The 22623-nt window shown below is 64.3% G+C and carries 20 protein-coding genes; 12 read left to right on the forward strand and 8 right to left on the reverse strand.

The annotated features are described in order from the left end of the window. Positions 1-105: 105 nt before the first annotated feature. Positions 106-4293 carry an adenylate/guanylate cyclase domain-containing protein gene (locus AAF358_20085; GenBank protein ID MEM7707863.1) on the forward strand — a complete coding sequence of 1396 codons (4188 nt, stop codon included), beginning with the start codon at positions 106-108 and terminating at the stop codon, positions 4291-4293. 8 nt (positions 4294-4301) lie between these two features. Here the strand turns inward: AAF358_20085 and AAF358_20090 are convergent, their stop codons facing one another. The 3 genes from AAF358_20090 to AAF358_20100 are packed head-to-tail and all read right to left on the reverse strand — an operon-like array spanning position 4302 to position 7188. Continuing rightward, on the reverse strand, positions 4302-4946 hold the full coding sequence (locus AAF358_20090; GenBank protein MEM7707864.1) for a rhomboid family intramembrane serine protease: 645 nt from the start codon (positions 4944-4946) through the stop codon (positions 4302-4304). 23 nt (positions 4947-4969) lie between these two features. Next, complete coding sequence (locus AAF358_20095; GenBank protein ID MEM7707865.1) at positions 4970-6304, reverse strand: hypothetical protein; 1335 nt, start codon at positions 6302-6304, stop codon at positions 4970-4972. Positions 6305-6345: 41 nt separating this feature from the next. Then, positions 6346-7188: a DUF3025 domain-containing protein gene (locus AAF358_20100; GenBank protein MEM7707866.1), complete on the reverse strand. Its 843-nt coding sequence runs from the start codon at positions 7186-7188 to the stop codon at positions 6346-6348. Positions 7189-7275: 87 nt separating this feature from the next. Between AAF358_20100 and AAF358_20105 the strand changes: the two genes are divergently transcribed. From AAF358_20105 to AAF358_20115, 3 genes are all read left to right on the forward strand, one after another. After that, the gene (locus AAF358_20105) at positions 7276-7578 is read left to right on the forward strand and encodes a Kazal-type serine protease inhibitor domain-containing protein (protein MEM7707867.1); all 303 of its coding nucleotides are present in this window, start codon (positions 7276-7278) and stop codon (positions 7576-7578) included. After that, positions 7565-8056, forward strand: coding sequence for a glutathione peroxidase (locus AAF358_20110; GenBank protein ID MEM7707868.1), 492 nt, complete (start codon positions 7565-7567; stop codon positions 8054-8056). Before AAF358_20105 ends, AAF358_20110 begins: the two co-directional genes overlap by 14 nt. A 132-nt stretch (positions 8057-8188) precedes the next feature. Then, positions 8189-8791 (forward strand): hypothetical protein, encoded by a 603-nt coding sequence (locus AAF358_20115; protein ID MEM7707869.1) that lies wholly within the window; start codon positions 8189-8191, stop codon positions 8789-8791. A gap of 341 nt (positions 8792-9132) precedes the next feature. On the opposite strand, the gene AAF358_20120 is transcribed toward AAF358_20115, so the two are convergent. Continuing rightward, the gene (locus AAF358_20120; GenBank protein ID MEM7707870.1) at positions 9133-10485 is read right to left on the reverse strand and encodes a Do family serine endopeptidase; all 1353 of its coding nucleotides are present in this window, start codon (positions 10483-10485) and stop codon (positions 9133-9135) included. Positions 10486-10677: 192 nt separating this feature from the next. Between AAF358_20120 and AAF358_20125 the strand changes: the two genes are divergently transcribed. Both AAF358_20125 and AAF358_20130 read left to right on the forward strand, forming a co-directional pair. After that, complete coding sequence (locus AAF358_20125; GenBank protein ID MEM7707871.1) at positions 10678-11439, forward strand: SDR family NAD(P)-dependent oxidoreductase; 762 nt, start codon at positions 10678-10680, stop codon at positions 11437-11439. A gap of 4 nt (positions 11440-11443) precedes the next feature. Continuing rightward, positions 11444-11617 carry a hypothetical protein gene (locus tag AAF358_20130; protein ID MEM7707872.1) on the forward strand — a complete coding sequence of 58 codons (174 nt, stop codon included), beginning with the start codon at positions 11444-11446 and terminating at the stop codon, positions 11615-11617. Between the two features lie 18 nt (positions 11618-11635). Here the strand turns inward: AAF358_20130 and AAF358_20135 are convergent, their stop codons facing one another. Genes AAF358_20135 through AAF358_20145 form a run of 3 tightly spaced genes read right to left on the reverse strand, consistent with a single transcriptional unit; the run spans position 11636 to position 14110 of the window. Continuing rightward, the gene (locus AAF358_20135; GenBank protein ID MEM7707873.1) at positions 11636-12508 is read right to left on the reverse strand and encodes a pseudouridine synthase; all 873 of its coding nucleotides are present in this window, start codon (positions 12506-12508) and stop codon (positions 11636-11638) included. After that, positions 12492-13301, reverse strand: coding sequence for an SMC-Scp complex subunit ScpB (scpB, locus tag AAF358_20140; protein ID MEM7707874.1), 810 nt, complete (start codon positions 13299-13301; stop codon positions 12492-12494). The genes AAF358_20135 and scpB overlap by 17 nt, the downstream gene beginning before the upstream one ends. Continuing rightward, positions 13298-14110: a ScpA family protein gene (locus AAF358_20145; protein ID MEM7707875.1), complete on the reverse strand. Its 813-nt coding sequence runs from the start codon at positions 14108-14110 to the stop codon at positions 13298-13300. Before AAF358_20145 ends, scpB begins: the two co-directional genes overlap by 4 nt. A 244-nt stretch (positions 14111-14354) precedes the next feature. Between AAF358_20145 and AAF358_20150 the strand changes: the two genes are divergently transcribed. The 3 genes from AAF358_20150 to AAF358_20160 are packed head-to-tail and all read left to right on the forward strand — an operon-like array spanning position 14355 to position 15741. Then, positions 14355-14654 (forward strand): YciI family protein, encoded by a 300-nt coding sequence (locus AAF358_20150; protein ID MEM7707876.1) that lies wholly within the window; start codon positions 14355-14357, stop codon positions 14652-14654. A gap of 11 nt (positions 14655-14665) precedes the next feature. Beyond that, positions 14666-14929, forward strand: coding sequence for a BolA family protein (locus tag AAF358_20155; GenBank protein MEM7707877.1), 264 nt, complete (start codon positions 14666-14668; stop codon positions 14927-14929). Then, complete coding sequence (locus AAF358_20160; protein ID MEM7707878.1) at positions 14926-15741, forward strand: peptidyl-prolyl cis-trans isomerase; 816 nt, start codon at positions 14926-14928, stop codon at positions 15739-15741. Before AAF358_20155 ends, AAF358_20160 begins: the two co-directional genes overlap by 4 nt. Before the next feature lie 68 nt (positions 15742-15809). On the opposite strand, the gene queF is transcribed toward AAF358_20160, so the two are convergent. Then, positions 15810-16199 (reverse strand): preQ(1) synthase, encoded by a 390-nt coding sequence (gene queF / locus AAF358_20165; protein ID MEM7707879.1) that lies wholly within the window; start codon positions 16197-16199, stop codon positions 15810-15812. 69 nt (positions 16200-16268) lie between these two features. On the opposite strand from queF, the gene smc reads away from it, so the two are divergent. From smc to ligA, 3 genes are read left to right on the forward strand one after another with little or no spacing between them, the layout of a single operon-like run. Then, positions 16269-19760, forward strand: coding sequence for a chromosome segregation protein SMC (smc, locus tag AAF358_20170; protein MEM7707880.1), 3492 nt, complete (start codon positions 16269-16271; stop codon positions 19758-19760). Further along, entirely contained in the window at positions 19760-20524 is a 765-nt protein-coding gene (zipA, locus tag AAF358_20175; protein MEM7707881.1) for a cell division protein ZipA, read from the forward strand. Before smc ends, zipA begins: the two co-directional genes overlap by 1 nt. Continuing rightward, a complete protein-coding gene (gene ligA / locus AAF358_20180) occupies positions 20521-22557 on the forward strand; it encodes an NAD-dependent DNA ligase LigA (protein ID MEM7707882.1) in 2037 nt (678 codons plus the stop codon). Before zipA ends, ligA begins: the two co-directional genes overlap by 4 nt. Positions 22558-22623: the final 66 nt, after the last annotated feature.

Here is a 22623-nt window from a genome sequence, read left to right on the forward strand (position 1 = left end):
GCCGAGCGTCGGAAGTTACGCTTGCCGCGCGGCTGGAGAGCGCTGCCGCTGACCCCAGGGTCGCGGCGGCGCGTCAGGAAACGATAGAGGTCGATCTTGGGGGAGATGCTCCTAAAGCTGCTGCCGTTTGTGCCGCCGCATCTGGCGCGCAAGCTCATCGCTGATCCCGAATGGGAGCAGCGGCTGGACAGCGACACCATCCACGGCGCCGCCCTGTTCGCCGATATCTCCGGTTTTACCCCGCTGACCGATCAGCTCGCTGCCGCCGGCAAGGAGGGTCCCGAGGAGCTCACCCGGCTGCTCAACGCCTACTTTAATCCCATCATCGCCGCGATCGAATCGGAGTCTGGCGAAGTGGTGAAATTCTCCGGGGACGCGCTGATGGTCGTGTTTCCGGCTGACGCCCGACCGTTGGCTGAGGCCGTCCGTCGTGCGCAGCAGGCGGCGGAGGGCATGCAGCAGCTCTTGGCGGACATGGGCGCACTGGAAACCACCGCCGGCGAGGTCCAGCTGGAAATGAAGATCGGCATCGGCGCCGGCGACATCGTGGCGATGGAGGTCGGCGGCCTGCTCGGCCGCTGGGAATACATCATCGCCGGCGACCCGATTCGCCAGGCGACAGCCGCCGAGGGCGAATGCCGTCCGGGCGAGGTGGCGCTCAGTCCCGAGGCCAGCGAGGTGATCCATCCGTGGCAGCTGCCGCCGCGCCGGGTCGAGACCGTCATGCAGCCGAACCTTTCCGCTTTGGATTCCGTAGAACAGACGCTGCGCCGCTTTGTCCCCGGGGCGGTGCTGGGTTTCTTGGAAACCGGCGCGCGCAGCTGGCTTGGCGTCCTGCGCGACATGACGGTGCTGTTCATCGGGCTCAAGGACTACGAGTTCACCGGGGCGCGCGCGATCAGCCAGTTTCATGAGCTGGTTCGCGACGTCCAGGGTGCGCTGTACCGATTTGAAGGCAGCCTGAACAAGGTGGCCGTGGACGACAAAGGCGCCCTGATTATGGCGCTCTTCGGCGCACCGCCGCTGGCCCATGAGGACGACACCGTGCGCGGGCTGAAGGCGGCGCTCGAGATCCAGGCGCTGTCGCGCAGGCGCCAGCAGCCGCTCGCGATCGGCATCACGACCGGTCAGGTTTTTGCCGGGCCCGTAGGCAGCGAGATGCGCTACGAGTACACGGTGATGGGAGATACCGTCAACCTCAGCGCCCGGCTGATGAAAGCGGCCGGACCGGGCGCGATCCTGTGTGACGAGACCACCGCGCAGGGCGCCAATAACCGGGTTCGTCTCGAGCGCCTCGACCCGATTCGGGTCAAAGGCAAGGCAGAGCCGGTAAAGGTCTTCCGCCCGGATGACGCGAGCCTGACCTCAAAGATTGTGAGTGGCTCCTTCCGCCCGCCGGCGATGATGGCCGGGCGCGGTCGGGAGATCGGGCTGGTCGATGACACCATCGCTACGCTCGAACGGGGCCGTGGAGCGCTGCTGCTGATCGAGGGCGGGGTGGGAATGGGAAAGTCCCGCCTGCTCAAAGAGGTGAAGGTGCAGGCGAAGATCAAGGGCATCACCTGCCTGAATGGCCTGGCGCGCAGCACCGAAGCCCAGGTCCACCTGCGCGCCTGGCAGGGTGTCATGGAAGATTTCTTCGAGCTGGGGCGCCTGGAGCTGGACCAGCGCGCTGACCACGTACGCGAGACGCTGGCTGATCTGGCGCCCGGCTGCGTCGATCAGGTCAGCCTGCTGACCGAATGGATGGGCCTGAGCGCGGTCCGCGGAACCCAGGAGCTGGTGGTCGATCAGCAGCAGCATGAGCATAACCTGATGCACCTGCTCAAAACGCTGGTGCTGGCGTGGACCAACACCCGGCCGCTTGTGGTGGCTATCGACGACGCCCAGTGGCTCGACGAGACCTCCTGGATGCTGGTGCGCGACCTGTGCCGCGCGGTCGACAGCGGCAGCCACCCGCTGCTGCTGGTGCTGGCCACGCAACCCACGCGCCGCGAGGGCGTCAGCGTTGTCGAGGAGATGGAGCGCATGGACTGCTGCGCCGTGGCGCAGCTGCAGCCGCTGAGCCGCAGCGAATCGAACCTCATGGTGGCGGACCGGCTCGGCGTTCTGCCAGATCGGGTTCCGCAGCGGCTGGGGCTGTTTATTCACGAACGCTCCGAAGGCACCCCGTTTGTGGCCGAGGAACTGCTTCGGGCCATGCAGGATCAGGGGATGGTCGAAGTCTGGAAAGACGACAAGACCAACCAGAATCTCTGCCGGGTCAGGGGCGAGTTTTCCAGCGAAACGGAAACGCTGCCGGGGTCGGTCCGCGGGCTGATCCTATCGCGGATCGACCGCCTGACCGCCAACCAGCAGGTCACGCTCAAGGTGGCGTCCGTGTTCGGCCGTCGCTTTGTTCGCCGCGCCCTGGCTGACGTGCTGGCGGACGAGTATGAGTTTGACGACAAGAAAGTGCAGCAGGATCTGGATACGTTCCACGATATGGAGCTGATCGAGCTGGAGGGTGAAGAGCCCGACCTGCAGTACCGTTTCCAGCACCAGATCACCCAGGAGGTGGCTTACGAGTCGCTGCTGTTTTCGCAGCGCCGCCAGCTGCATGTTGCGGTGGCTCAATGGATCGAGCAGAAATATGCCGGTCAAGAGGATTTAAGCTGGCGCGAACACACCATCGATCAACTCGATCCTGGCGCCTCGGCCCTGGCGCCACACTACGGCGAGCTCGCCGATCACTACCGCGCCGCCGGCGAGGAAAAGCTGGAGCTCCCCTATGCGGTGCTGGCGGGAAACTACGCGGCGCTGCTCTATCAAAACGAGGAAGCCGAGCGGCATTTTCAGCGCGCGCTGGAGCTGATTCCGGCGTCCGATCTGCGCTCGCGGCTGCGGGTGCTGAAGGAGTGTGAGAACACATACCGATTGATGGCGCGACGATCGGCCCGCAAGGATGTGCTGCGCCAGATGCAGCAGATCGCCGGGGAAATCGGCGAAAACGGTGTCAAAGCTCTGGTTGCCATCTTACAATCGGTGTACCAGTTTACTTATGGCCGACCGAAATCCGCCCAGCAATTGGCGATTTCAGCGATCGAGCTGGCCCAGGCGGATCAGGAGCCGCTGATCGAATGCCGGGCCCGACGCTGGCTCGGGGCGTCGCTGCAGGTAGCAGGACATCATCATCAGGCAAGGGAGGAAATGGAGCGGGCAAACGACCTGGCGGTAGCCGCCGGTGACCCGGATCTCATGGCCGATACAACCACACAGCTTGCCCGGCTGGCGGAAAAGCGCGGCGAGTTTCAGCTTTGCCTCGAGTACTGCGAGCAGGCGCTCAAGCTCGCACAGGAAACCGGCAACCTCGGCGACGAGGCGGCGATCTTGCGGCGCATGGCCAGCGCCTACCTGGCGCTCGACCGGCTTGACGAATCGTTCAAGGCCGTCGATGCGGCGCACGACCTGCTGATTCAAATCGGCGACCGGCGCCAGGAAGGGCTGGCGCTGGATCTCAAGGGCCGGATCGCCGTGGCTCGCGGTGACTACTCGGCGGGCAAAGCGCTGTTCGAGAAGAGTCTTGGGCTACGCCAGCAGATCCAGGATCGCAAGGGCCAGCAGCGTTCTCTGATGTTGCTGGGAGACGCCTGCCTCCATATGGGTGCGCACGAAAAGGCGCGGGTCTGCTACGAGCAGGCGCTCCAGGATGCCGGGGAGATGTACATGGCCTACGACCAGGCTGAGATCAATGCCCGGCTGGTGCTGCTCGAACACTCCACCGGCGATAACGAGAAGGCCAAGCAGCACGGGCTGAAGGCCGCCAAGACGCTGTCTGCTCTCAACGACCAGCCGCTGCTGGCGCAGACTCTCACCAGCCTCGGTCACGCGTTTACCGAGCTGGGGGACTACGATTCTGCTGCCGCCGCCTACGGCAACGCCATCCAGATCCGTCAGAAGCTCGGGCAGACCAATCTGCTGATGGAAACGGTGGCGGGGTCAGCGAGACTGGATTTCAAGCAGGGTCGGAGCGACGCTGCGCTGGAGAAAGTGAACGAGGTGATGAACGCGCTGGGTGACGGCGGCTGGACCGGCACCGAGCAGCCTTTTCGTATTTACCAAACCTGTTTTGAAGTGCTCGAGCATCATCAGGATGACCGATCTCAGGCGCTGATCGATAAAGCGTTTGCCGAGCTCCAGAGCTCCGCTGAGGCGATCAGTGACGAGCAGCTGCGCGAATCATTCCTGTACAGCGTGATGGAGAACCGCGCGGTGGACTACTACTACCGCGGGACCCAGCGGACCCAGACTTAATCCTAGGTTCAGTCCTGGTCCTCATCCTCGTTTTCCCAGTCGTACACCTTGCGCGGCGGGATATCGAGCTGTCGGAAGCGCCACGCTCCAACTACCCCTAGCGCAGCGCCGGCCAAATGGGATTCGAACGAGATGCCGGGGACACCTGGCAGTAAGCCCGAACCGAGACCGCCGTAAAGAAAAAACACCAGCATCGAGAGGGCGATCGCCCGGGTGTCTCTTTTCAAGAGGCCGGACAGCAGAACATAGGTCAGCATGCCGTACAGCACGCCGCTGGCGCCGATGTGGATGCTGCTCCGCGCCACTAGCCAGACCAACAGCCCGCCACCGATATACACCATCGGCAGGACTCGCACCGACGCGTTGGGATAGACGTAGAGCATCCCGGTGCCGAGGACAAACAGCGGCACCGTGTTGTGGAGGAGGTGGCCAAAGCTGCCGTGCAGCAGCGGCGCCAGAAAAACCCCGGCAAACCCGTCGGCCGAGCGGGGCACAATCCCGAAGCGATTCAGCGGGTAACCCAGCAAAAAGTTGACGATGTGGACCGCCCAGAGCAGCGCCAGGGCGGCCAGGGTCAGCCTTAGCGCCAGCGCAAAGTTTGCCTTGGCCCTGCCGGAGGTGAGGAAGTCCGGGTCGGGGCGGTGCAGCTGCACAGGCGAGTCTCAGGCTTGCGGGTTCAGTTCTGAACCTCGATCCCGTTCACCCCTTCCCAGGGGACGTACTGAACACGGTCTTTCTGGACAACCGCAATGCCAAGATTGCTGCCGGTCACGTCGGGATCTTTGCCAAGCTCCAGGACCTGACCGCTGCGCAGAGTCACGGTGGCAGTGTTGTTGTCCTGAGGCGTCAGGCGCTGGATGTACTGCCAGGGAACCTCAAACTGGAGGCCGCTGGCGTCTTTTCCGCGGAGCATCTCACCTTCGTGGCCCTGGTCGAGGTCAAACATCAGCTCGCCCTCGGCGGTGCCCGCTGTGCCGCTGACCCGCGCTTTGATCGGGCCTGCGTCGGCAAACTCGGCGTACCGGGGCAGGTTGTCGGGGGCGTTAAAAAAAGAGACTTTTTCGAACGCTGACCAGGGTACCAGCACTCTACCGAGGCCCGCAGCGTGCACCACAATCCCGCGGTTTTCGGAGTTCACGTCGTTGGTGTCGCTCATGCTCTGAGTAACGCCGTCCACCAGTTCCACCAGGCTCGACTCGCCCTGGTTGGTGATGGTGCGTATCGTCGAAAACTTCACGGACTGCTCGCGGCCGTCGACGTCACCGTCCAGCTCGTCTTCCGGGTACCGCTCATCGCGATCCCAGTCGACAAATCCCTCGAACGCGCCGCTGCGGGTTTCGACTCGACCGTAAAGGTACGGCGAGAAGGTGGGGGCGGTGGCCTCCGGCGCATGAAAGCGCACCTGTTCGATGTCCCGCCAGTCGATCTGCTGCACCTGGCCGCTGGCGCCGAGCACCTCCAGGTCGGCACCGATGTCGTCGGAGCCACCGTTCGCCTCGAGCGTTGTGCCGTCGCGCAGGGTCAGCCGGACGCGGTCACCGCCCAGCGCTTCAACCTGGCTAAGCTGGCCAAACTCCACGCTGAAGGACTGGGCCTGCAGGTCGGAGGAGCCGAGCCAGCGAACGAGCTCGATCACGTGGCCGTTAAATTCAAATCGCGGGCCCGGCAGACTGTCTTCGATCCGCTCCCGGTCGTCGTCGGGAAGCTGAGAGAGATCAAATGGTTCAGCTTTGTCGCCGTTAAAGTGGTGGATCCAGTTAGCTTCCTGTTCACCCCAGCGGATGGTGCCCGTGACCTCGCTGTCGTCATCGAGCAGAACCGTGCCGTAGATGTGTCCCCGGTCCAGGTTGGCCGGGGGGCTCTCCATCGGGCTGCTGCTGGCGGCGGTGTCGTCCGCGGAAACCGCGGCCGGCGTGTTGTCCTGGGCGGCGGCCAGGCCCGCAGCGCTGAGCAGGGACAGCGCCAGCGTCGGTGCGAAGCCGCGAGCGTTGCGGCGAGTTATCGTTTTCATGGCCCTATTGTGCTCGCTGAATCGGTCGACCTCAACAATCATTAGTCACGGGCCGTGCTTCGCGCGCTGCCCCCTAAAGGTCTGAAATAGCGGGTATTTTGATAGTAGCTTGGGTCCTCATTCGCCGGGTGCCAGCCGGGGATGCCGAGGACCGGGAGCGGCAGGAGCTGGCGGGTATCGCCGAGTGCTGTAATCCACCGGGCGAGCTGGTCGTCGAGACGTGACAGTGTCTCAGCGGCCGAGGGCTGTCCCTCGCATCGCGGCAACACCACACACTTGGCGGTCAGCCCATCGAACGGTTGGCACAGCTGTTCCAGCAGGCCGTGGCCGAGGGTCAGGGCGTGCAGGCTGCGACCCCAGCCGCCGCGGTGGGTCACAAACAGCTCCTGCCAGCGGTGCGCCCTCAGCATCGACGTAACCTGGGACTCATCACCCACCAGCACCACGCCACATTCATCCAGCAGTGTCGCGGCGTTGCCCGCCGCCGTTCGTTGTTTGGATTCGCCGAGCCAGCCCCGCTCAACCTGCAGGGCGTTGAGGGCAGCCTTGCTGCGCGGCCAGCGGCACCACATGGCGAGGTTAAACAGGTCGTGGACGTGTCCTGGCCGCAATGGCAGCTTGCCCTCGTGATAGACCCTCGCTTCGTACTCTCGCGCGCCGAGCGGCGTAGCTTGCAAAGCCACTTCCATCGGTTGGCCGTCCGGATTGCGTGCGACCTCAGGCAGCAGTTCGGCCAGCTGATGAAGGCTCAGCAGCCGAACGTCGCGTGTCGGACGATGATGGGTGGCCGAGTCTGGCAGATTCGCGTCGCCGCTCCGCGACGTGAGCGCCATGATGCTCTGGAAGCCGCCGAGCGGCGGCACCTCGGCTGTGAGCTCCGGCACCCTGTGGGACGGCGCGCGTGTGGATCTGATCTTCACGGATGCCATAGTGTACTGTGGCGGTCGAGTGGGCTGACGGAGGACGGGGACATGAACGCACCGCTCCGTGCGCGACGGTGGTTCGGCGGCTGGCAAACGGGTAGCAACCGGCTGGCCAGGTTTGGCTTATTGGTGCTGAGCGCTTGTTGCCTGCTGCTGGGGAGCTGCGCGGAGGTTCCCAAAACAACGGCCTGCGAACTTCGCGAGGCTGATCCAACTCGACTTTGCACCCAACAATATGAGCCGGTCTGTGGCTGCGACGGCAAAACCTACGGCAACCGCTGTGTTGCCCAGAGCCAGGGCGTTCCACAGTTCACTCCCGGCCGCTGCGAGGAAAACCATGAGCGACAATGAGACATCCATTTTTGATCTAAACGCGACCCTGCCGGGCGGGGCAAGCCAGCCGCTGGGCGACTATCGAGGCAAGGTCATGCTGATCGTCAATACGGCCAGCAAATGTGGCTTTACGCCACAGTACAAAGGCCTGGAAAAGCTCCACAAGGACCTGGCTGACGAGGGGCTGGTGGTGCTGGGATTCCCATGCAACCAGTTCGGCGCGCAGGAACCGGGCACCAATGAAGAAATCGCGGAGTTCTGTGAGCTAAATTTTGGCGTGAGCTTCCCGCTCTTTGACAAGATTGACGTGAACGGGGACAACGCTGACCCGATCTTCCAGCTGCTGAAGAGCCGCGCGCCCGGCGTGCTGGGCAGCGAGAGCATCAAGTGGAACTTCACCAAGTTCCTGGTCAGCCGGGACGGTGAGAGCGTGACCCGCTATGCTTCCAAGACAGCGCCCGAGGCGATGGAATCGGACATCCGGGCCCTGCTCTGAGGCGATTCATTCCCGGTTCAGCCCGCTTTTGGTCTACTGTGGGCCAGCAAGGGGTAGGCGTAGCGCTGTACCCACCGCCGGCCAGGACGGCCGGCGAGGTAAATGTTTACATTAGGAAGTTTTTATAAGCTCATGAAAAAAATCGTCTTTTGTCTTGTATTTTTAATCCAGCCGGGGTTTGCGATCGCCGATCATCACCATCGGGGCGCCGGTGCGCGGGTGGGCCTGACCATCGTCGACGCCGTATACGGCAGCGATCGGCGCTCCTGTGACGCCCGGCGCGCGCTGCGCCAGTGTGAGGGTCGGGGCCAGTGTGAAATCTTTGCGTCCAACCGCCTGTGCGGCGACCCGGACCGCGGCACGCCCAAGACCCTGCTGGTGCGCTACACCTGCGGGTTTGGCGTCGAGACGATTTATCTGCGCGAGGACGAAGCGACTCTGCTGTCGTGTAGCGGCCGCAGCCGAGCGCCGTTCAGCGGCCGCCAGCAGTTCGGCCGGGGCATTGAGATTCTCCGGGCCGACTACGGCTCCGGCCGCAGCTTCTGCGATGCGGGCTATGCGTTTGCGCAGCAGTGCAACGGCCGCAGCGAGTGCCGGGTTTACGTCAACAATGATCTTTGCGGCGACCCGCGTCGGGGCCGGCGCAAGTTTGCTGACATCGAGTATCGGTGTGGCGGGCGAATTTACCAGGAACGGGTGCAGGAAGACGCAACGGCGTTTCTCGGCTGCCGGTAAGAACTCAGCGGATTTCGTTCCCGCTACTTGCGGGCAAAAAAAACTCCGGCAGCGCCGGAGTTTTTTTGTGGCTGCGCATAACAGCCGGAGATGTCAGCTCACGAGGGATCGATTGTCGGCCCTCCGGAGCCTGATTGTGCCATGGCCGGAATTGCTGGCAGACTCATGATCACAGGCGCAGCATAAGCTGCTTTCCTGATGAATCGCCGTCTGCCTGGCGCTTTCGGTGCTTGCTTGGCGGGTTTCTGCTTCATCTCTCTAATTACCCCTTACGCGGTGTTGCCCCCTGGGGCCAGTATGTAACATTACGTAAGGGGCCACAAACCTTGTCGTCGCCGAGCTTAGCTCAGCACCACCAGGAAGATGCCGGCGCCCCGCTGCACCTTGAGTAGGTACCGGTCGGTTGAGCCGAGCAGCCGATTGAAGTCGGACATCGAATCGATGGCCTTTTTGTTCACTGCGGTGATGATATCGCCCGGCTGCAGACCCTGGCGCTGGGCGGAGGAGCCTCGCGCCACCTGCTCAACCATCACGCCTTCGACCTCACCGGACAGCGGGTGATCCGAGGGGATCTCGGTCAGGCGAACGCCGCGCAGCGCGTCGTTGCTTTCCGGCTCAGCGCGGGCGACCTGAATCGACTCGCGGGAACCCAGGATGGCGTTGATCTTGCGCGCCTTGCCGTTGCGGACAATGCTCAGCTCCACCGCTTCGCCGGGCCGGCGCAGGCCAATGACGTTGCGCAGATCCTGGAAGTTGGCGATCTCCTCGCCGTCGACGGCCAGGATCACGTCGTCCACCTTCACCCCGGCCTTTTCGGCGCCGGAGTCTTCGCTGACGTCCGTGACGACGGCGCCGCGCACGTCTTCCAGCTCATAAAACTCGGCGATGACCGAGTTCACCGGGCTGCCGGTAATACCCAGCAGGCCACGCGTGACCTCACCAAACTCCAGAATCTGGTCCATGACGGCGGCCGCCATGGCGCTTGGAATCGCAAAGCCGATGCCGGCGTTGCCGCCGCCGGGGCCCAGAATCGCCGTGTTGATCCCGATCAGCTCACCCTGCAGATTGATCAGGGCGCCGCCCGAGTTGCCGCGGTTGATCGCTGCGTCGGTCTGAATAAAGTCTTCGTAGGCTTCGATGTTGAGCCCGTTCCGGCCCTTGGCGCTCACAATGCCAGACGTCACCGTGTGACCCAGGCCAAAGGGGTTGCCGAGCGCCAGCACGTAGTCGCCGACCTCCATGCCTTCGGAGTCACCGATATTGAGGTCCGACAAACGCTCGCCGTCTATCTTCAGCACGGCCACGTCGCTCTCTCCGTCTGAGCCGACCAGCTCAGCTTCGTATTCACGCCCGTCGACGAGCTGGACGGTGATCTCATCGGCGTTCTCCACCACGTGGTGGTTGGTGAGGATCAGGCCTTCGTCAGCGTCGACAATCACGCCGGAGCCCAGGCTGCCGGTCTCGCGTTCCGTCGGCTGATCGGGGAAGAAGCGCCGGAACATCGGATCGTCGGCCATCGGATGCTGTCGGATCGACACGGTGCCCTGGGTGGAAATATTGACCACGGCGGGAGACACCTCCTTCACCAGCGGTGCCAGGGACACGTCCCGGGGGATGGCGCCGGCGGTGGCGCTGCCCATCGCGCTGAGCATCAGCACGGTTGCCAGCACAAAGGAAAAAAGCTTTCGGTTCATAGCATTGAGTCCGGTAAATGGTAGAAAAACATGCTGTCAGGGGATCTAGGTGCATCCGCGTTGCGTTTCAATGCAGCGACAGCGTTACCGTCTGATCCCCGCAGCGCTCAACAGTTCCCTTGCGCCACGCGGGTCGGTTGTGCCGATCAGATGTTGCTAACATCAACGCCTGCAAATCGAGGAGCTCCACTTTTGCTCACCGTAACGCTTTGGCGCGATAACTTCCGACCCGCCGCTGACCACCTGGCAGGGCGCGTTGTGCTGCTGACCGGCGCCACCGGCAGCATCGGCCAGGCGGTGGCCCAGGGTGTTGCCGGCTGCGGCGCAACGCTCATTATTGCGGCCCGCGACGTGAAGGCCGCGGAAAAGCTCTACGACCTGATCACCGGCCACGGCTGGCCGGAGCCGATCATCTACCCGGTGGACCTCGCCGGCGCCACGCTGGCGGACTACGAACAGATGGCGGGCGCCATCAAAGCGGAGGTCGGCGCGCTCGATGCGGTCACTCACGTTGCAGCGGACTTTGCCGGCCTCAAGCCGCTGGAGCAGGCCGGCGCGGAGGCCTGGGAGCGAACCCTCACGGCGAATCTCTCAGCCGCGCAGTGGATCAACCAGGCGGTCCTGCCGCTCCTGCGCGAGTCCGATCAGCCCAGAATCGTCTTTACGCTGGACGACCTGCACCGGGTTTCTCGAGCCTACTGGGGCGCCTACGGCGTCGGCAAAGCCGCGCTGGCCGCCCTGGCGGCGATGACCGCCAGTGAACTTGAGGGGTATGGCATCAAGGTCAACGCCGTCTCGCCGCCGCCGACCGCCAGCAATCTTCGAAGCCGCGCCTACGTCGGGGAAAACCCTGCCGAACTGCACACGCCAGAGGCGCTGGTTCCCGCGTATCTTTATCTCCTGGGCAGCCACGACAGGCTGATCACCGGTGAAGCAATCCACTTTGAGAGCTAAACGAATGGCCAAAAAACGCGGATCAAGTCGATGGCGGGGGTTGCTGCTGCTGTTGGTGGCCGTTGGGCTTTACCTGATCGGCGCAGCCCACGGCGCGGTGGCGGTGATTGGCCTGGCGGTGGTGGTGGAGCTTACCGGCTGGGTCAAGCTGATGATCAACCCGGGATCACGGCCTTAGGCGCGCATTGGGCGCAATTCACCGTCGGCGCTGTTGCCGGGTCTTCGATACTTTTTTCTGCTTAGACGGCCTCGGTGCCCGCTGCTGGCGTTTCAGCGTCAGCGTGGCGGCCATGCGGCTGCTCAGGCCCACGTCTTCGCGCAGCACCCGCACGTCGGCCGCCGAGAGCTCTTCAACCCGCCCGACCTTCAGCCTCGACGGCAGCAGCACCGCGCCGTAGCGAACCCGCTTAAGGCGGCTGACCCGGACGCCAACCGCTTCCCAGAGCCGCCGAACTTCCCGCTGGCGCCCCTCCATCAGCACGACGTGATACCAGTGGTTTTCCCCGCTGCCGCCGCTGTCGACAATGTCGCTGAAGCGGGCCTCCCCGTCGTCGAGCATGACGCCGGACCTCAGCCGGGTGAGCATTTCGTCGGTGACCTCACCCTGGACCCGGCAGGCGTATTCCCGATCAACCCCGTGGGAGGGGTGCATCATCGCGTTGGCGAGCTCCCCGTCGGTGGTGATGAGGAGCAGCCCGGTGGTGTTGATATCGAGCCGGCCGATGCTGACCCAGCGGCCTTTGCGGGCTTCCGGAAGCTTGTCGAACACGGTGCGCCGTCCTTCCGGGTCGCGCCGGGTGCTCACTACGCCTTCCGGCTTGTTGTACATGAGAACGCGCCCCTGGCTCTCGGCCTCCGGGACAACGCGGTAGTGCAGGCCGGCGTAGCTCACGGCGTTGCCGGCGGCCAGCCGATCGCCGGGTTTAGCCGCCAGCCCGTCCACCATCACCTCACCGTTAGCGATCGCCTGCTCGAGCTGACGCCGAGATCCGAGCCCGGCGCCGGCGAGCACTTTCTGGATGCGCGGGCCGGTGGCGGCGCCTTCGGGCGCGTTAGGCGGTGTGGTCATCGTCATCGGCCGGCGGCTCGTCGCCGTCGTGTGACTCGTCTTCCGCGGCCTCCACAAGGGATTCCGGCTCTGATGAGTCATCCATGCGATCGTCGTTGTGGGCCACGCGCGGCTCGCTGTGTTCCTCGGCGTCTTCGGCTGCAGCTGAGGCCTCGCCGATGTCTGCATCGTCCGCCTCAGCCGAGCCCGCAGCGTTCTCCTCGGTTGGCTGTGCGGCGCCGTCTCTCAGCTCAGCGATTTCCAGCGCGAGCTCCGGCTCGAGTTCGCCGAGGTCCTTCAGCTCCGCCAGGCTCGGCAGCTGATCCAGGCTGGCCAGGTCAAAGTAGTCGAGAAACCGCTTCGTGGTGCCGAACAGCGCCGGCCGGCCCGGGACGTCCCGATGGCCGACGATGCGCACCCATTCCCGCTCCTGCAGCGTGCGCATGATGTTTGAGCTGACGCTAACACCCCGGATCTGTTCGATTTCGGCCCGGGTCATCGGCTGGCGATAGGCGATGATCGCCAGCGTTTCCAACAGGGCCCGCGAGTAACGGGGCGGCTTTTCCGCCCACAGGCGGGAGACCCAGGGCTGAACGTCGGCCTTCACCTGGAGCCGGTAGCCGCTGGCGACGCGCGACAGCTCGATACCTCGGTCTTCGCAGTCGGCGGACAGCGCCTCCAGCGCCTGGCTGAGGTCGGCGTGACCCGGCGCTTCGTCTTCTTCGAACAGGGCGCTGAGCTGGTTCAAGTTCAGGGGCTGCTCGGCCGCCAGTAAGGCTGCTTCGACAATTCGTTTTAGCGTGTCAGGATTCATACCGATTTCACGTAAATGGGGCCCATGGCCTCGTTCTGCACGATGTCCACCAGCGTGTGTTTGATGAGCTCCAGGATCGCCAGAAAGGTCACCACAACACCGCCTCGTCCCTCTTCCGGGTCAAACAGTTCGGCGAACGGGAGATATTTGTCCGCCTCGAGGCGGTCCACGATCCGAGTCATTCGTTCGCGCACCGACAGCGGTTCGCGCGCGATGGCGTGGTGCGCAAACAGCTCCGCCCGGTCCAGCGCCTCCTTCAGCGCCAGCAGCAGCTCCTTGAGCTCGATATCCGGCGGCACGGTCACGACCGAACGCTCGCCGACAAATGCCACTGCCATGCTGAAGTCGCGCTCGAGCCGCGGCAGCTCGTTCAGGTCTTCGGCCGCCTTCTTGAAGCGCTCGTATTCCTGCAGGCGGCGCACCAGCTCAGCCCGCGGATCGTTTCCCTCATCCTCTTCATCGCTTTGTGGCCGCGGCAGCAGCATGCGCGATTTGATCTCAGCCAGAATGGCCGCCATCAGCAGATACTCAGCCGCGAGCTCGAACTTCATTTCCGTCATCAGCTCGATGTACTCGACGTACTGCTCGGTGATCTCCGCAATCGGGATATCCAGGATGTCGAGATTCTGTCGCCTAATCAGGTACAGCAGCAGGTCGAGCGGCCCTTCAAAAGCCTCGAGGAAGACCTCCAGCGCGTCCGGCGGGATGTAGAGGTCGGTCGGCAGGCTGGTGTAAGGCTGGCCGCCGACCACCGCAAACGGCATTTCTCCCTGCGCCGGCCCGGCGCCACCCGTCTGATTGGCGTCCACCGTATCCGCCTCGGGCGCTGACTCCAGGCCGGCTTCGTCCGTGAGCCCAGGGGCATCGGTCGTCGCTGGAGAATCTGCCGGCGGTGGGCTAGTGGTGGTCACGGGTGGCTGTCGCATGGTCGGGAGGGAGGCGAATTCTAGCAGACTCGGGCCGAACGCTGGCAATTGGTCCGCGACGGTTTTAAGCGGGTCAATGCGGCCCGGGAAAAGCGCTATCATGAGGGACTGAAGTCAGGGAATTTTTATGCTCTACGCAATCATGGGACGCGACGGTCCCGACGGCGCAGCCGGTCGGGCCGGGGCCAGGGCCGCGCACCTGGACCGTCTGCAGGTGCTGGCCGATGCAGGTCGACTGGTGATCGCCGGTCCATTTCCGGCGACCGACAGCGAGGATATTGCGGCCACCGGCGTCACCGGCAGCCTGATCGTCGCGGAATTTGACAGCCTCGAGGCGGCGAGCGCCTGGGCTGACGCCGATCCGTATCAGGCCGCGGGCGTCTATGAGAGCGTCGACGTCCGGCCCTATCTGCAGGTGCTGCCGTGAACGAGGAGCGGATGGTCCGGATGAGGGAGCGGCTGGAGGCTGCGCTCAACACCGAGTTGCTCGAAATTGACGATGAGAGCCATCTGCATAAGGGGCATGTCGGCGCGCGTGATGGCCGAGGCCACTTTGCGCTCACCATCGCCGCCGCCGAATTCACCGGCAAGGCCCCGTTGGCTCGACATCGGCTGGTCTACGCCGCGTTGGGCGACATGATGCAAACGGATATCCACGCGCTGCGCATCGACGCGCGCGTCCCTGCGCAGGCGGCGCCGTGAGCCCAACCTCCACGCTCCTGGCAACCACGGTCTGCCTGCTGGTCCTGACGGGTTGCGGCGGGGGCGGCGGCACCGACTCTGCGGCGCCAGTTGACGCCGGCGAGGTAATTGCGACGGTGAACGGCAACGCGGTCACCGCGCCACAGCTCGACGCGTTTCTTGAATTCAGGCGCCAGACGCTGGACCAGCCTGAGGTCCGCGACGCGGCGCTCAAGGATCTCGTTGATATGCTCCTACTGGTCGATGAAACCCGCTCAAGCGGCCTGCTGACAGCTGAGGCCCAGGCGGCGCTCAAGGTGCAGGAGTGGTCCTTTCTCGCCAATCTCGCGCTGTCTGATATGGCCAGGAGTCAGCCGATCACCGACCAGGAAATCACGGCTGAGTATCAGCGCCAGCTAGAGCTGACCGGCGGAACGGAATACAAGCTAAAGCACATGCTGGTGCCGAGCCAGCTAGAGGGAGCCCAGCTGATCAGCCGCCTGACGCAGGGCGAACCCTTCGACACCCTGCTCGCGGAGCTCGACCCGGCAGCCGGCAGCGGTGGCGATCTGGGCTGGGTCAACCTGGTGCAGGTGCCGGAGGGCTTCACGCCGGTCCTCAAAAACCTGAAGCCTGGCGAGTTTTCCCCGATTCCGATCGGTTCAGAGTACGGCTGGCACGTGGTGCTGCTCGAAGACCAGCGAACCTTCCAGCCGCCCGCCCTCGATCAAATCGAAGAGGGCATCCGCAACAGCCTGTCGCGCCAGCGACTCGAGCGCCACATGCAGCGTCTGAGGAGCCAGGCGCGAATCGACCTGCAAAACGGACCCTGATTCACGCCATCGGTTGCGCTGAAGCGGGGTCCCAGCGGCTCCCAGGCGCGTCGTTTCGGCGTTTTCCGTCAGGGCAGGCTGACCGCCGACGCGGGCGCCCAGTCGGGCTGACGATGCTCGGCGGTAACGGTGGTATAAATGCCGCCCCGTACGTAGAATTCGGCCTCCAGTTTCATGTAGCGCGGCTGGCAGGTTTTGGCCATGTGGGCCAGGATCTCGTTGGTGACCGCCTCATGAAACGCGCCGCGATCTCGAAAGCTCCACATGTAGAGCTTGAGGGCTTTCAGCTCGAGGCAGGCCGCGTTGGGCACGTAGGTCAGGTGCAGCGTGGCAAAGTCCGGCTGCCCGGTTTTTGGGCAGAGGCAGGTAAATTCCGGGATTTTGATGCGGATGGTGTAATCCACGTCGGTTTGCGGATTAGGAAAAGTTTCCAGATCCGTAGACGGTTGGGTGCTCATGTCGCTTCCTTTAACTAACGATAATCAGCCGCGCGATCGGCGCGCGGCCCGGGTGAATTTTCTTCTCTGATGCGCCTTAAGACAATCAAACTGTCAGGATTCAAGTCATTTGTTGACCCAACAACCTTTCATCTGCCCAGCCATCTGATTGGCGTAGTCGGCCCCAACGGCTGCGGAAAGTCCAACATTATTGACGCCGTCAGGTGGGTGATGGGTGAAAGCTCACCCCGGCTGCTGCGCGGCGACTCGATGAGCGACGTGATCTTCAACGGCTCCAATTCCCGCAAACCAGTCGGCCAGGCTACCGTCGAGCTGCTGTTCGACAACAGCGAGGGCAAGCTGACGGGCGAGTACGCGTCGTTTGGCGAGATTTCGATTCGCCGCACCGTGTCGCGGGACGGCCAGTCGCAGTATTTTTTGAACGGGACGCGCTGCCGCCGCCGCGATATCACGGACCTCTTTCTGGGTACCGGCCTCGGGCCGCGGAGCTACTCGATTATCGAGCAGGGGATGATCTCCCAGCTGGTCGAAGCCCGGCCGGAGGAGCTGCGCGTGTACCTGGAGGAGGCGGCCGGGATCTCTAAGTATAAAGAGCGGCGGCGGGAAACCGAAAACCGGATCCGCCACACCCGGGAAAACCTGGAACGGCTGGACGACCTGCGCGGTGAGGTGGAGCAGCAGCTGCGGCGCCTGGATCGGCAGGCCAAGCAGGCCGAAAAGTACAAAGAGCTGAAGGCTGAACAGCGCCAGGGTGACGCGCAGCTCCTGGCTCTGAACTGCGCCAACGCGGCGGACGTGCTGGAGCAGGCGGCTGCGGCCCTGGGGAGCGGAGAAACGGAGCTGGAGGCCAAAATCGCCAAGCTGCGGGCGCTGGAGGCTGATCTGGAGGGTGAACGGCAGACGCAAAGCAAAGCGTTTGAGGCGGTCAACGCCGTGCAGGGTGAGATGTATGAAACGGGTTCCACCATCGCGCGTCTGGAGCAGTCGATCGCCCACCGGCGGGAGCTGACGGCGCAGCAGGGTAAGGAACAGCAGGATCTCAAGGACAACCTGCAGTCGCTGCGCGAACATCTCGATCTGGACCGGGTACACGGCGAGCAGATGACGCAGGAGATCGGTGAGCTCGAACCGGCGCTGGAAGCCGCGCGCACCAACGAAAACGAGGCGCTGGACGCCGCCCAGTCGGCGGAAGGGGCGCTGGCTCAGTGGCAAAGCCAGTGGGATGAACACAGCCAGTCGAGCTCCGATAGCAGCCGCCAGGCCGACGTTGAGCGCACCAAGATTGGCCACCTGGATCAGCAGCTGGTGGACGCGGGTCGGCGGCTGGAAAAGCTGGCTGAGGAAAAGCGGGCGGTGGCCACCGAAGATCTTAAGCACGAGCTGAGCGAACTCACCGGGCAGCGCGACTCGCTGGCCGGTGAGGCGCAGGCCCTGGAGGAGACGCTGGAAGGTCTGCGCACCGAGATGGCGACCAAGCAAGATGGGCTCCGAGACATCGACGACGAGCTCGCGGCGAGTCGCGACCGGAGTCAGCAGGCCCGCGGGCGACACAGTTCGCTGCTGGCGCTGCAGCAGTCGACTCAGGACACCAGCGCCGGGCTGCAGTGGTTAGAAGCGCAGGGATTGGGTGATGCCCCACGGCTCGCCAGTGAGATTCGGGTTGATCCCACCTTCGAGCACGCGGCTGAAAAAGTCCTCGGCCCCTTTCTGGAAGCGGCGCTGGTCGACGAGCTCGGCACGCTGGGCAGCGCCCTGCGAGCGTTCGACGGTGGCTCACTGACCCTGCTACAGCGGTCCGACGGGCAAAGCGGCGCCGCGGGAACGCTGGCGGAACATATGACCGGGCCCGCCGCCGCGATCGAACTGGCGTCCCATATCTTTGTCGCTGGCGATCTGGCGGAGGCTTTGGCGCGGCGCGACAGCCTGGAGCCCGGTCAATCGCTGATTACGCCGGCGGGCCAATGGGTGGGCAAAGCCTGGCTCCGTGTGTCCGCCGACCAGGATGACAGCGGCGGCGTGATCGCGCGGGAACGCGAGATTGCGGAGCTGGCCGAACAGCTTGAGAAACTCCATCGGGAGATCGAGACCCTGGCCCAGCGGAAGGTGTCGGTCGGCGAGGCGCTCAACGATCTGCAGATCCGGCGGGACGAGACGGCCCGCGAGCTGTCGATGAAAAACCGGCAAACCGCCGAGGCTGCGGGCCGGGCGGACGGCATTGCCGCACGCCTGAAGCACCTTGATGAGCGCAGCGAGCGAATTGCCTCCGAGTCGGCGGAGCTGGCCAACCGCATCGCCAACGACGAGAGCGCCGTGCAGGAGGCGCGCACCCGCCTGGAGGGAAGCGTGGAGGCGATGGCCCAACTGGAGGGCCGGCGGTCGGAGCTGGCGGAGCGGCGCACCGCAGCGGCGGCGGCGTTTGAGCAGGCGCGAAACAACGCCAACAAGGCCCGCTTGGCCGCTCACGAGCTGGCGCTGAAGCTCGAAGCGAAGCGAGCAGCGCTCAACTCGACGCAGCAGTCGCTGACGCGCAGCGAGCAGCAGATTGAGGCGCTCAAGGCTCGCAGTGAGGAGCTCACCACCCTGCTGGAGTCTTCCGATCAGCCCATCGCTGCGGACGAGAAGGCCCTGCAGTCGGCCCTGGAGCGGCGCAAGGAAATCGAGGCTCGGCTGGTGGAGAAGCGCAAGACGGCTGACGAACACGCCAGCCGGATTCAGGAGCTGGACCACGGGCGGCGTGATGCCGTCACCGCGGAAGGGCAGGCCCGGGATCGGCTGCAGCAGCTCAAGCTGGAGCAGGAAGGTCACCGGGTCCGGCTGGAAGGCCTGACCGGGCAGCTAAGATCCGGTGGTTTTGAGCTGGAGCCCCTGCTGGAAAGCCTGCCGGAGAACGCGGATCCGATTGCCATGGCTTCCGATCTGGAGAAGCTGGCCACCCGGATTACCCGGCTGGAGCCGGTGAACCTGGCGGCGATCGACGAGTTCGAAGAGCAGTCGGAGCGCAAGCGCTACCTCGATGAGCAGAACGAGGACCTCAACCGGGCGCTGGAAACCTTAGAGGCGGCGATCAAGACCATCGACAAAAAGACCCGGACACGGTTCAAAGAAACCTACGATCAGGTCAACGACGGCTTCAAGGACCTGTTCCCGCAGCTGTTTGGCGGTGGGCACGGCTACCTCGAGCTGGCGGGAGACGATCTGCTGACCTCTGGGGTGGCGATCATGGCCCGGCCGCCCGGCAAGCGCGTCAGCAACATTCACCTGCTGTCCGGCGGCGAGAAGGCGCTTACCGCCGTGGCTTTGGTGTTTGCGATCTTCCGTCTGAACCCCGCGCCGTTTTGCATGCTGGACGAGGTGGACGCGCCGCTGGACGACGCCAACGTCGGCCGCTTCTCCGATATGGTCAAACACATGTCGGAGCAGGTACAGTTCCTGATGGTGACCCACAACAAGGTCACCATGGAGGCGGCACACCAGCTGCTCGGCGTCACGATGGCCGAAGCGGGCGTGTCGCGTCTGGTATCGGTGGATATCGCTGAGGCAACGAGGATGGTTGACGGTTAATGGATGGGCTCCGCTGGATTTTGCTGGCCGTCGGTGCCGCGATTGTCGGCGCCATCTATTTCTTCGGCAGCCGCAAAGAGGCTCAGGCTCGGTTGCGGGAGCTCGAAGACGAGGCGGAGGCTCACGGCGACGACCCGGGCACCGAAGCCCCGGTTGCCGGCGAGCCGCTGGATGAGTCCATGGAGCGAGAGCTGGCCCGGCTGGGGCAGCTGATCGCCGAGGATCGTCAGCCGCCCACGCTGGACGTAGCGGACGGCCAAGTGGAGCGCGCCGCGGACGCCGAAGCAAGCGCCGATGGTCCGAGCGTTGATCTCCCGGATGACCCGGAAAAAATTGTCACTCTGCTGCTGCGCGGCAGCGGCACCGCACGACTGCACGGCACCGATATCGCCGAGGCGGCAGAAAAGGTGGGTTTGAGCTTCGGCGACCGCGGTATCTATCACCGCATGATGGACCGCGCTGACCATCAGGTAGCGGTGTTCAGCATGGCCAACATCACCAACCCCGGCACGTTCGATAAAGCCTCGATGGCAAGCACCTTTACGCCGGGGCTGTGTCTGTTTATGACGCTGCCCAACGAGCTGAGCGCGCTGGACGCCTGGGACGCCATGTTCGCGGCCGGCCAGCGCCTGGCTGACCTGCTCGAGTGCAGCCTGCTTGACGAATCCGGGAGCAGCCTCAGCCGTCAGACCGTTGCCCATATCCGCGATGAGATGCGGGAATACGATCGGGGCCACGAGCCGCAGGACCCCGAACGGCTATGAGCGACGTTTCGAGCCGGGTCTCCGAGCTCCGGCGCACGCTCGAAAGATACAGCCACGAGTACCACGTCCTCGACCAGCCTACCGTTCCGGACGTGGAATACGATCGGTTGATGCGCGAGCTTGAGGCACTGGAGGCGGCCAACCCGGAGCTGATCACCCCCGACTCCCCGACCCAGCGCGTCGGCGACGCGCCGCTGCCGCAGTTCGAGTCGGTGCAGCACGAGGTTCCGATGCTCTCGCTGGGCAACGCGTTTGCCGAGCAGGAGGTCGAAGAATTTGATCAGCGTATCCGCCAGCGCCTCGATCGCGATGAGCCGGTCAGCTATGTCGCTGAGCCGAAGCTCGACGGGCTCGCCCTCAGCCTGCTGTACCGGGATGGTCAGCTGGTCCGGGCGGCAACCCGCGGCGACGGCAATAGCGGGGAAAACGTCACGCTCAACGCCCGCACGATTCGCGCGATTCCCTTGCGCCTTCGCGGTGAGGTGCCGTCGCTGGTCGAAGTACGCGGTGAGGTCTACATCAGCAAGGCGGACTTTGAGCGCTATAACGCCAACGCGGAGGCCAGCGGGGCCAAGCGCTTCGTCAATCCGCGGAATGCCGCCGCCGGCAGCCTGCGCCAGCTCGACCCGCGGCTGACCGCGCAGCGGCCCCTGTCCTTTTTTGCCTACGCCGGGGCCCAGCTGGCGGACACGGAGCTCCCGCTGACGCACGGTGAGTTTCTGCAGCAGCTCCGCGAGTGGGGGCTGCCCGTCAGCCCCGATCACCGCGTGGTCGAGGGCCCGCAGGGCTGTCTTGACTATTACGCTGACATCGGCAGCAGGCGTGATGAACTGCCCTATGAAATTGACGGAGTGGTCTACAAGGTCAACGAATACCTCCTGCAGCGCGACCTGGGGTTTGTCTCCCGCGCGCCGCGCTGGGCGCTGGCGCATAAGTTTCCCGCCCAGGAGGAGCTCACGCGGGTGGAGGCGATTGAGGTGCAGATCGGCCGTACCGGCGCGGTGACGCCGGTAGCCCGCCTTGAGCCGGTCTTTGTCGGCGGTGTGACCGTGACCAACGCCACGCTGCACAACGAAGATGAGGTCAAGCGCAAGGATGTGAGGGCGGGGGACACGGTGGTCGTGCGGCGCGCGGGTGACGTGATTCCTGAGGTGGTCTCCGCGGTGCTCGAACGGCGCCCGGCTGACGCTAAGCCTTTTGTCATGCCCACGCATTGCCCGCTGTGCAACTCGCCGATTGTCCGGCGGGAGGGTGAGGCGGTCAGTCGCTGTACCGGCGGGATGATCTGCCCGGCCCAGGTCCGTGGCGGCTTGATCCATTACGTCTCGCGCCTGGCGATGGACATCGAGGGGCTGGGCAGCCAGGTGATCGATCAGCTGGTGACCGTAGGACTGGTTGGGACGCCCGCCGATCTGTATCGCCTGACCGTCGAGCAGCTGGCGGAACTGGAACGGCTGGGAGAAAAATCTGCGGCGAATCTGGTCGCCGCGATCGAAGCGAGCAAACAGACCGAGCTGGGGCGCCTGCTTTTCGGCCTGGGGATCCGGGACGTCGGACACGCGACTGCCCGAACGCTGGCGAGCTACTTTGGTTCACTCGACGCGTTGCTCAGCGCGAGCGTTGACGACTTTGAACAGGTCCCGGACGTGGGCCCGGTGGTGGCCGCCAGCCTCGCCGCCTACTTTGCCGATCCGGGCAGCCAGCAGCTGCTCAATCAGCTTCGAGCGGCGGGTTTGAGCTGGCCCGAGCATGAGCATCAGGCCGGTCCGGCGGAAGGGCCACTGACCGGGCGGACGTTTGTGCTGACCGGAACGCTGTCATCGATGCCACGGAGCGAAGCGCGCGCAGGGCTGGAGGCGTTGGGCGCTAAGGTCAGCGGCAGCGTGTCAAAAAAAACCAGCGGCGTGATCGCCGGCGACAATGCGGGCTCCAAGTTGACCAAAGCTCAGGATCTCGGTGTCGCCGTGCTGGATGACGACGCGCTGGCGCTGCTGCTCGCCGGCGATACATCGCCGCTGGATGCCGCCGAATGACACTAGGATTGACTTAGGACGGGTTTATCGCCACGATTCGAGGCATCGGGGTACGGCGAGGGCAAA

Source organism: Pseudomonadota bacterium (genome assembly GCA_039033415.1).
In the GTDB taxonomy this organism is placed as follows: Bacteria; Pseudomonadota; Gammaproteobacteria; order Xanthomonadales; family SZUA-38; genus JANQOZ01.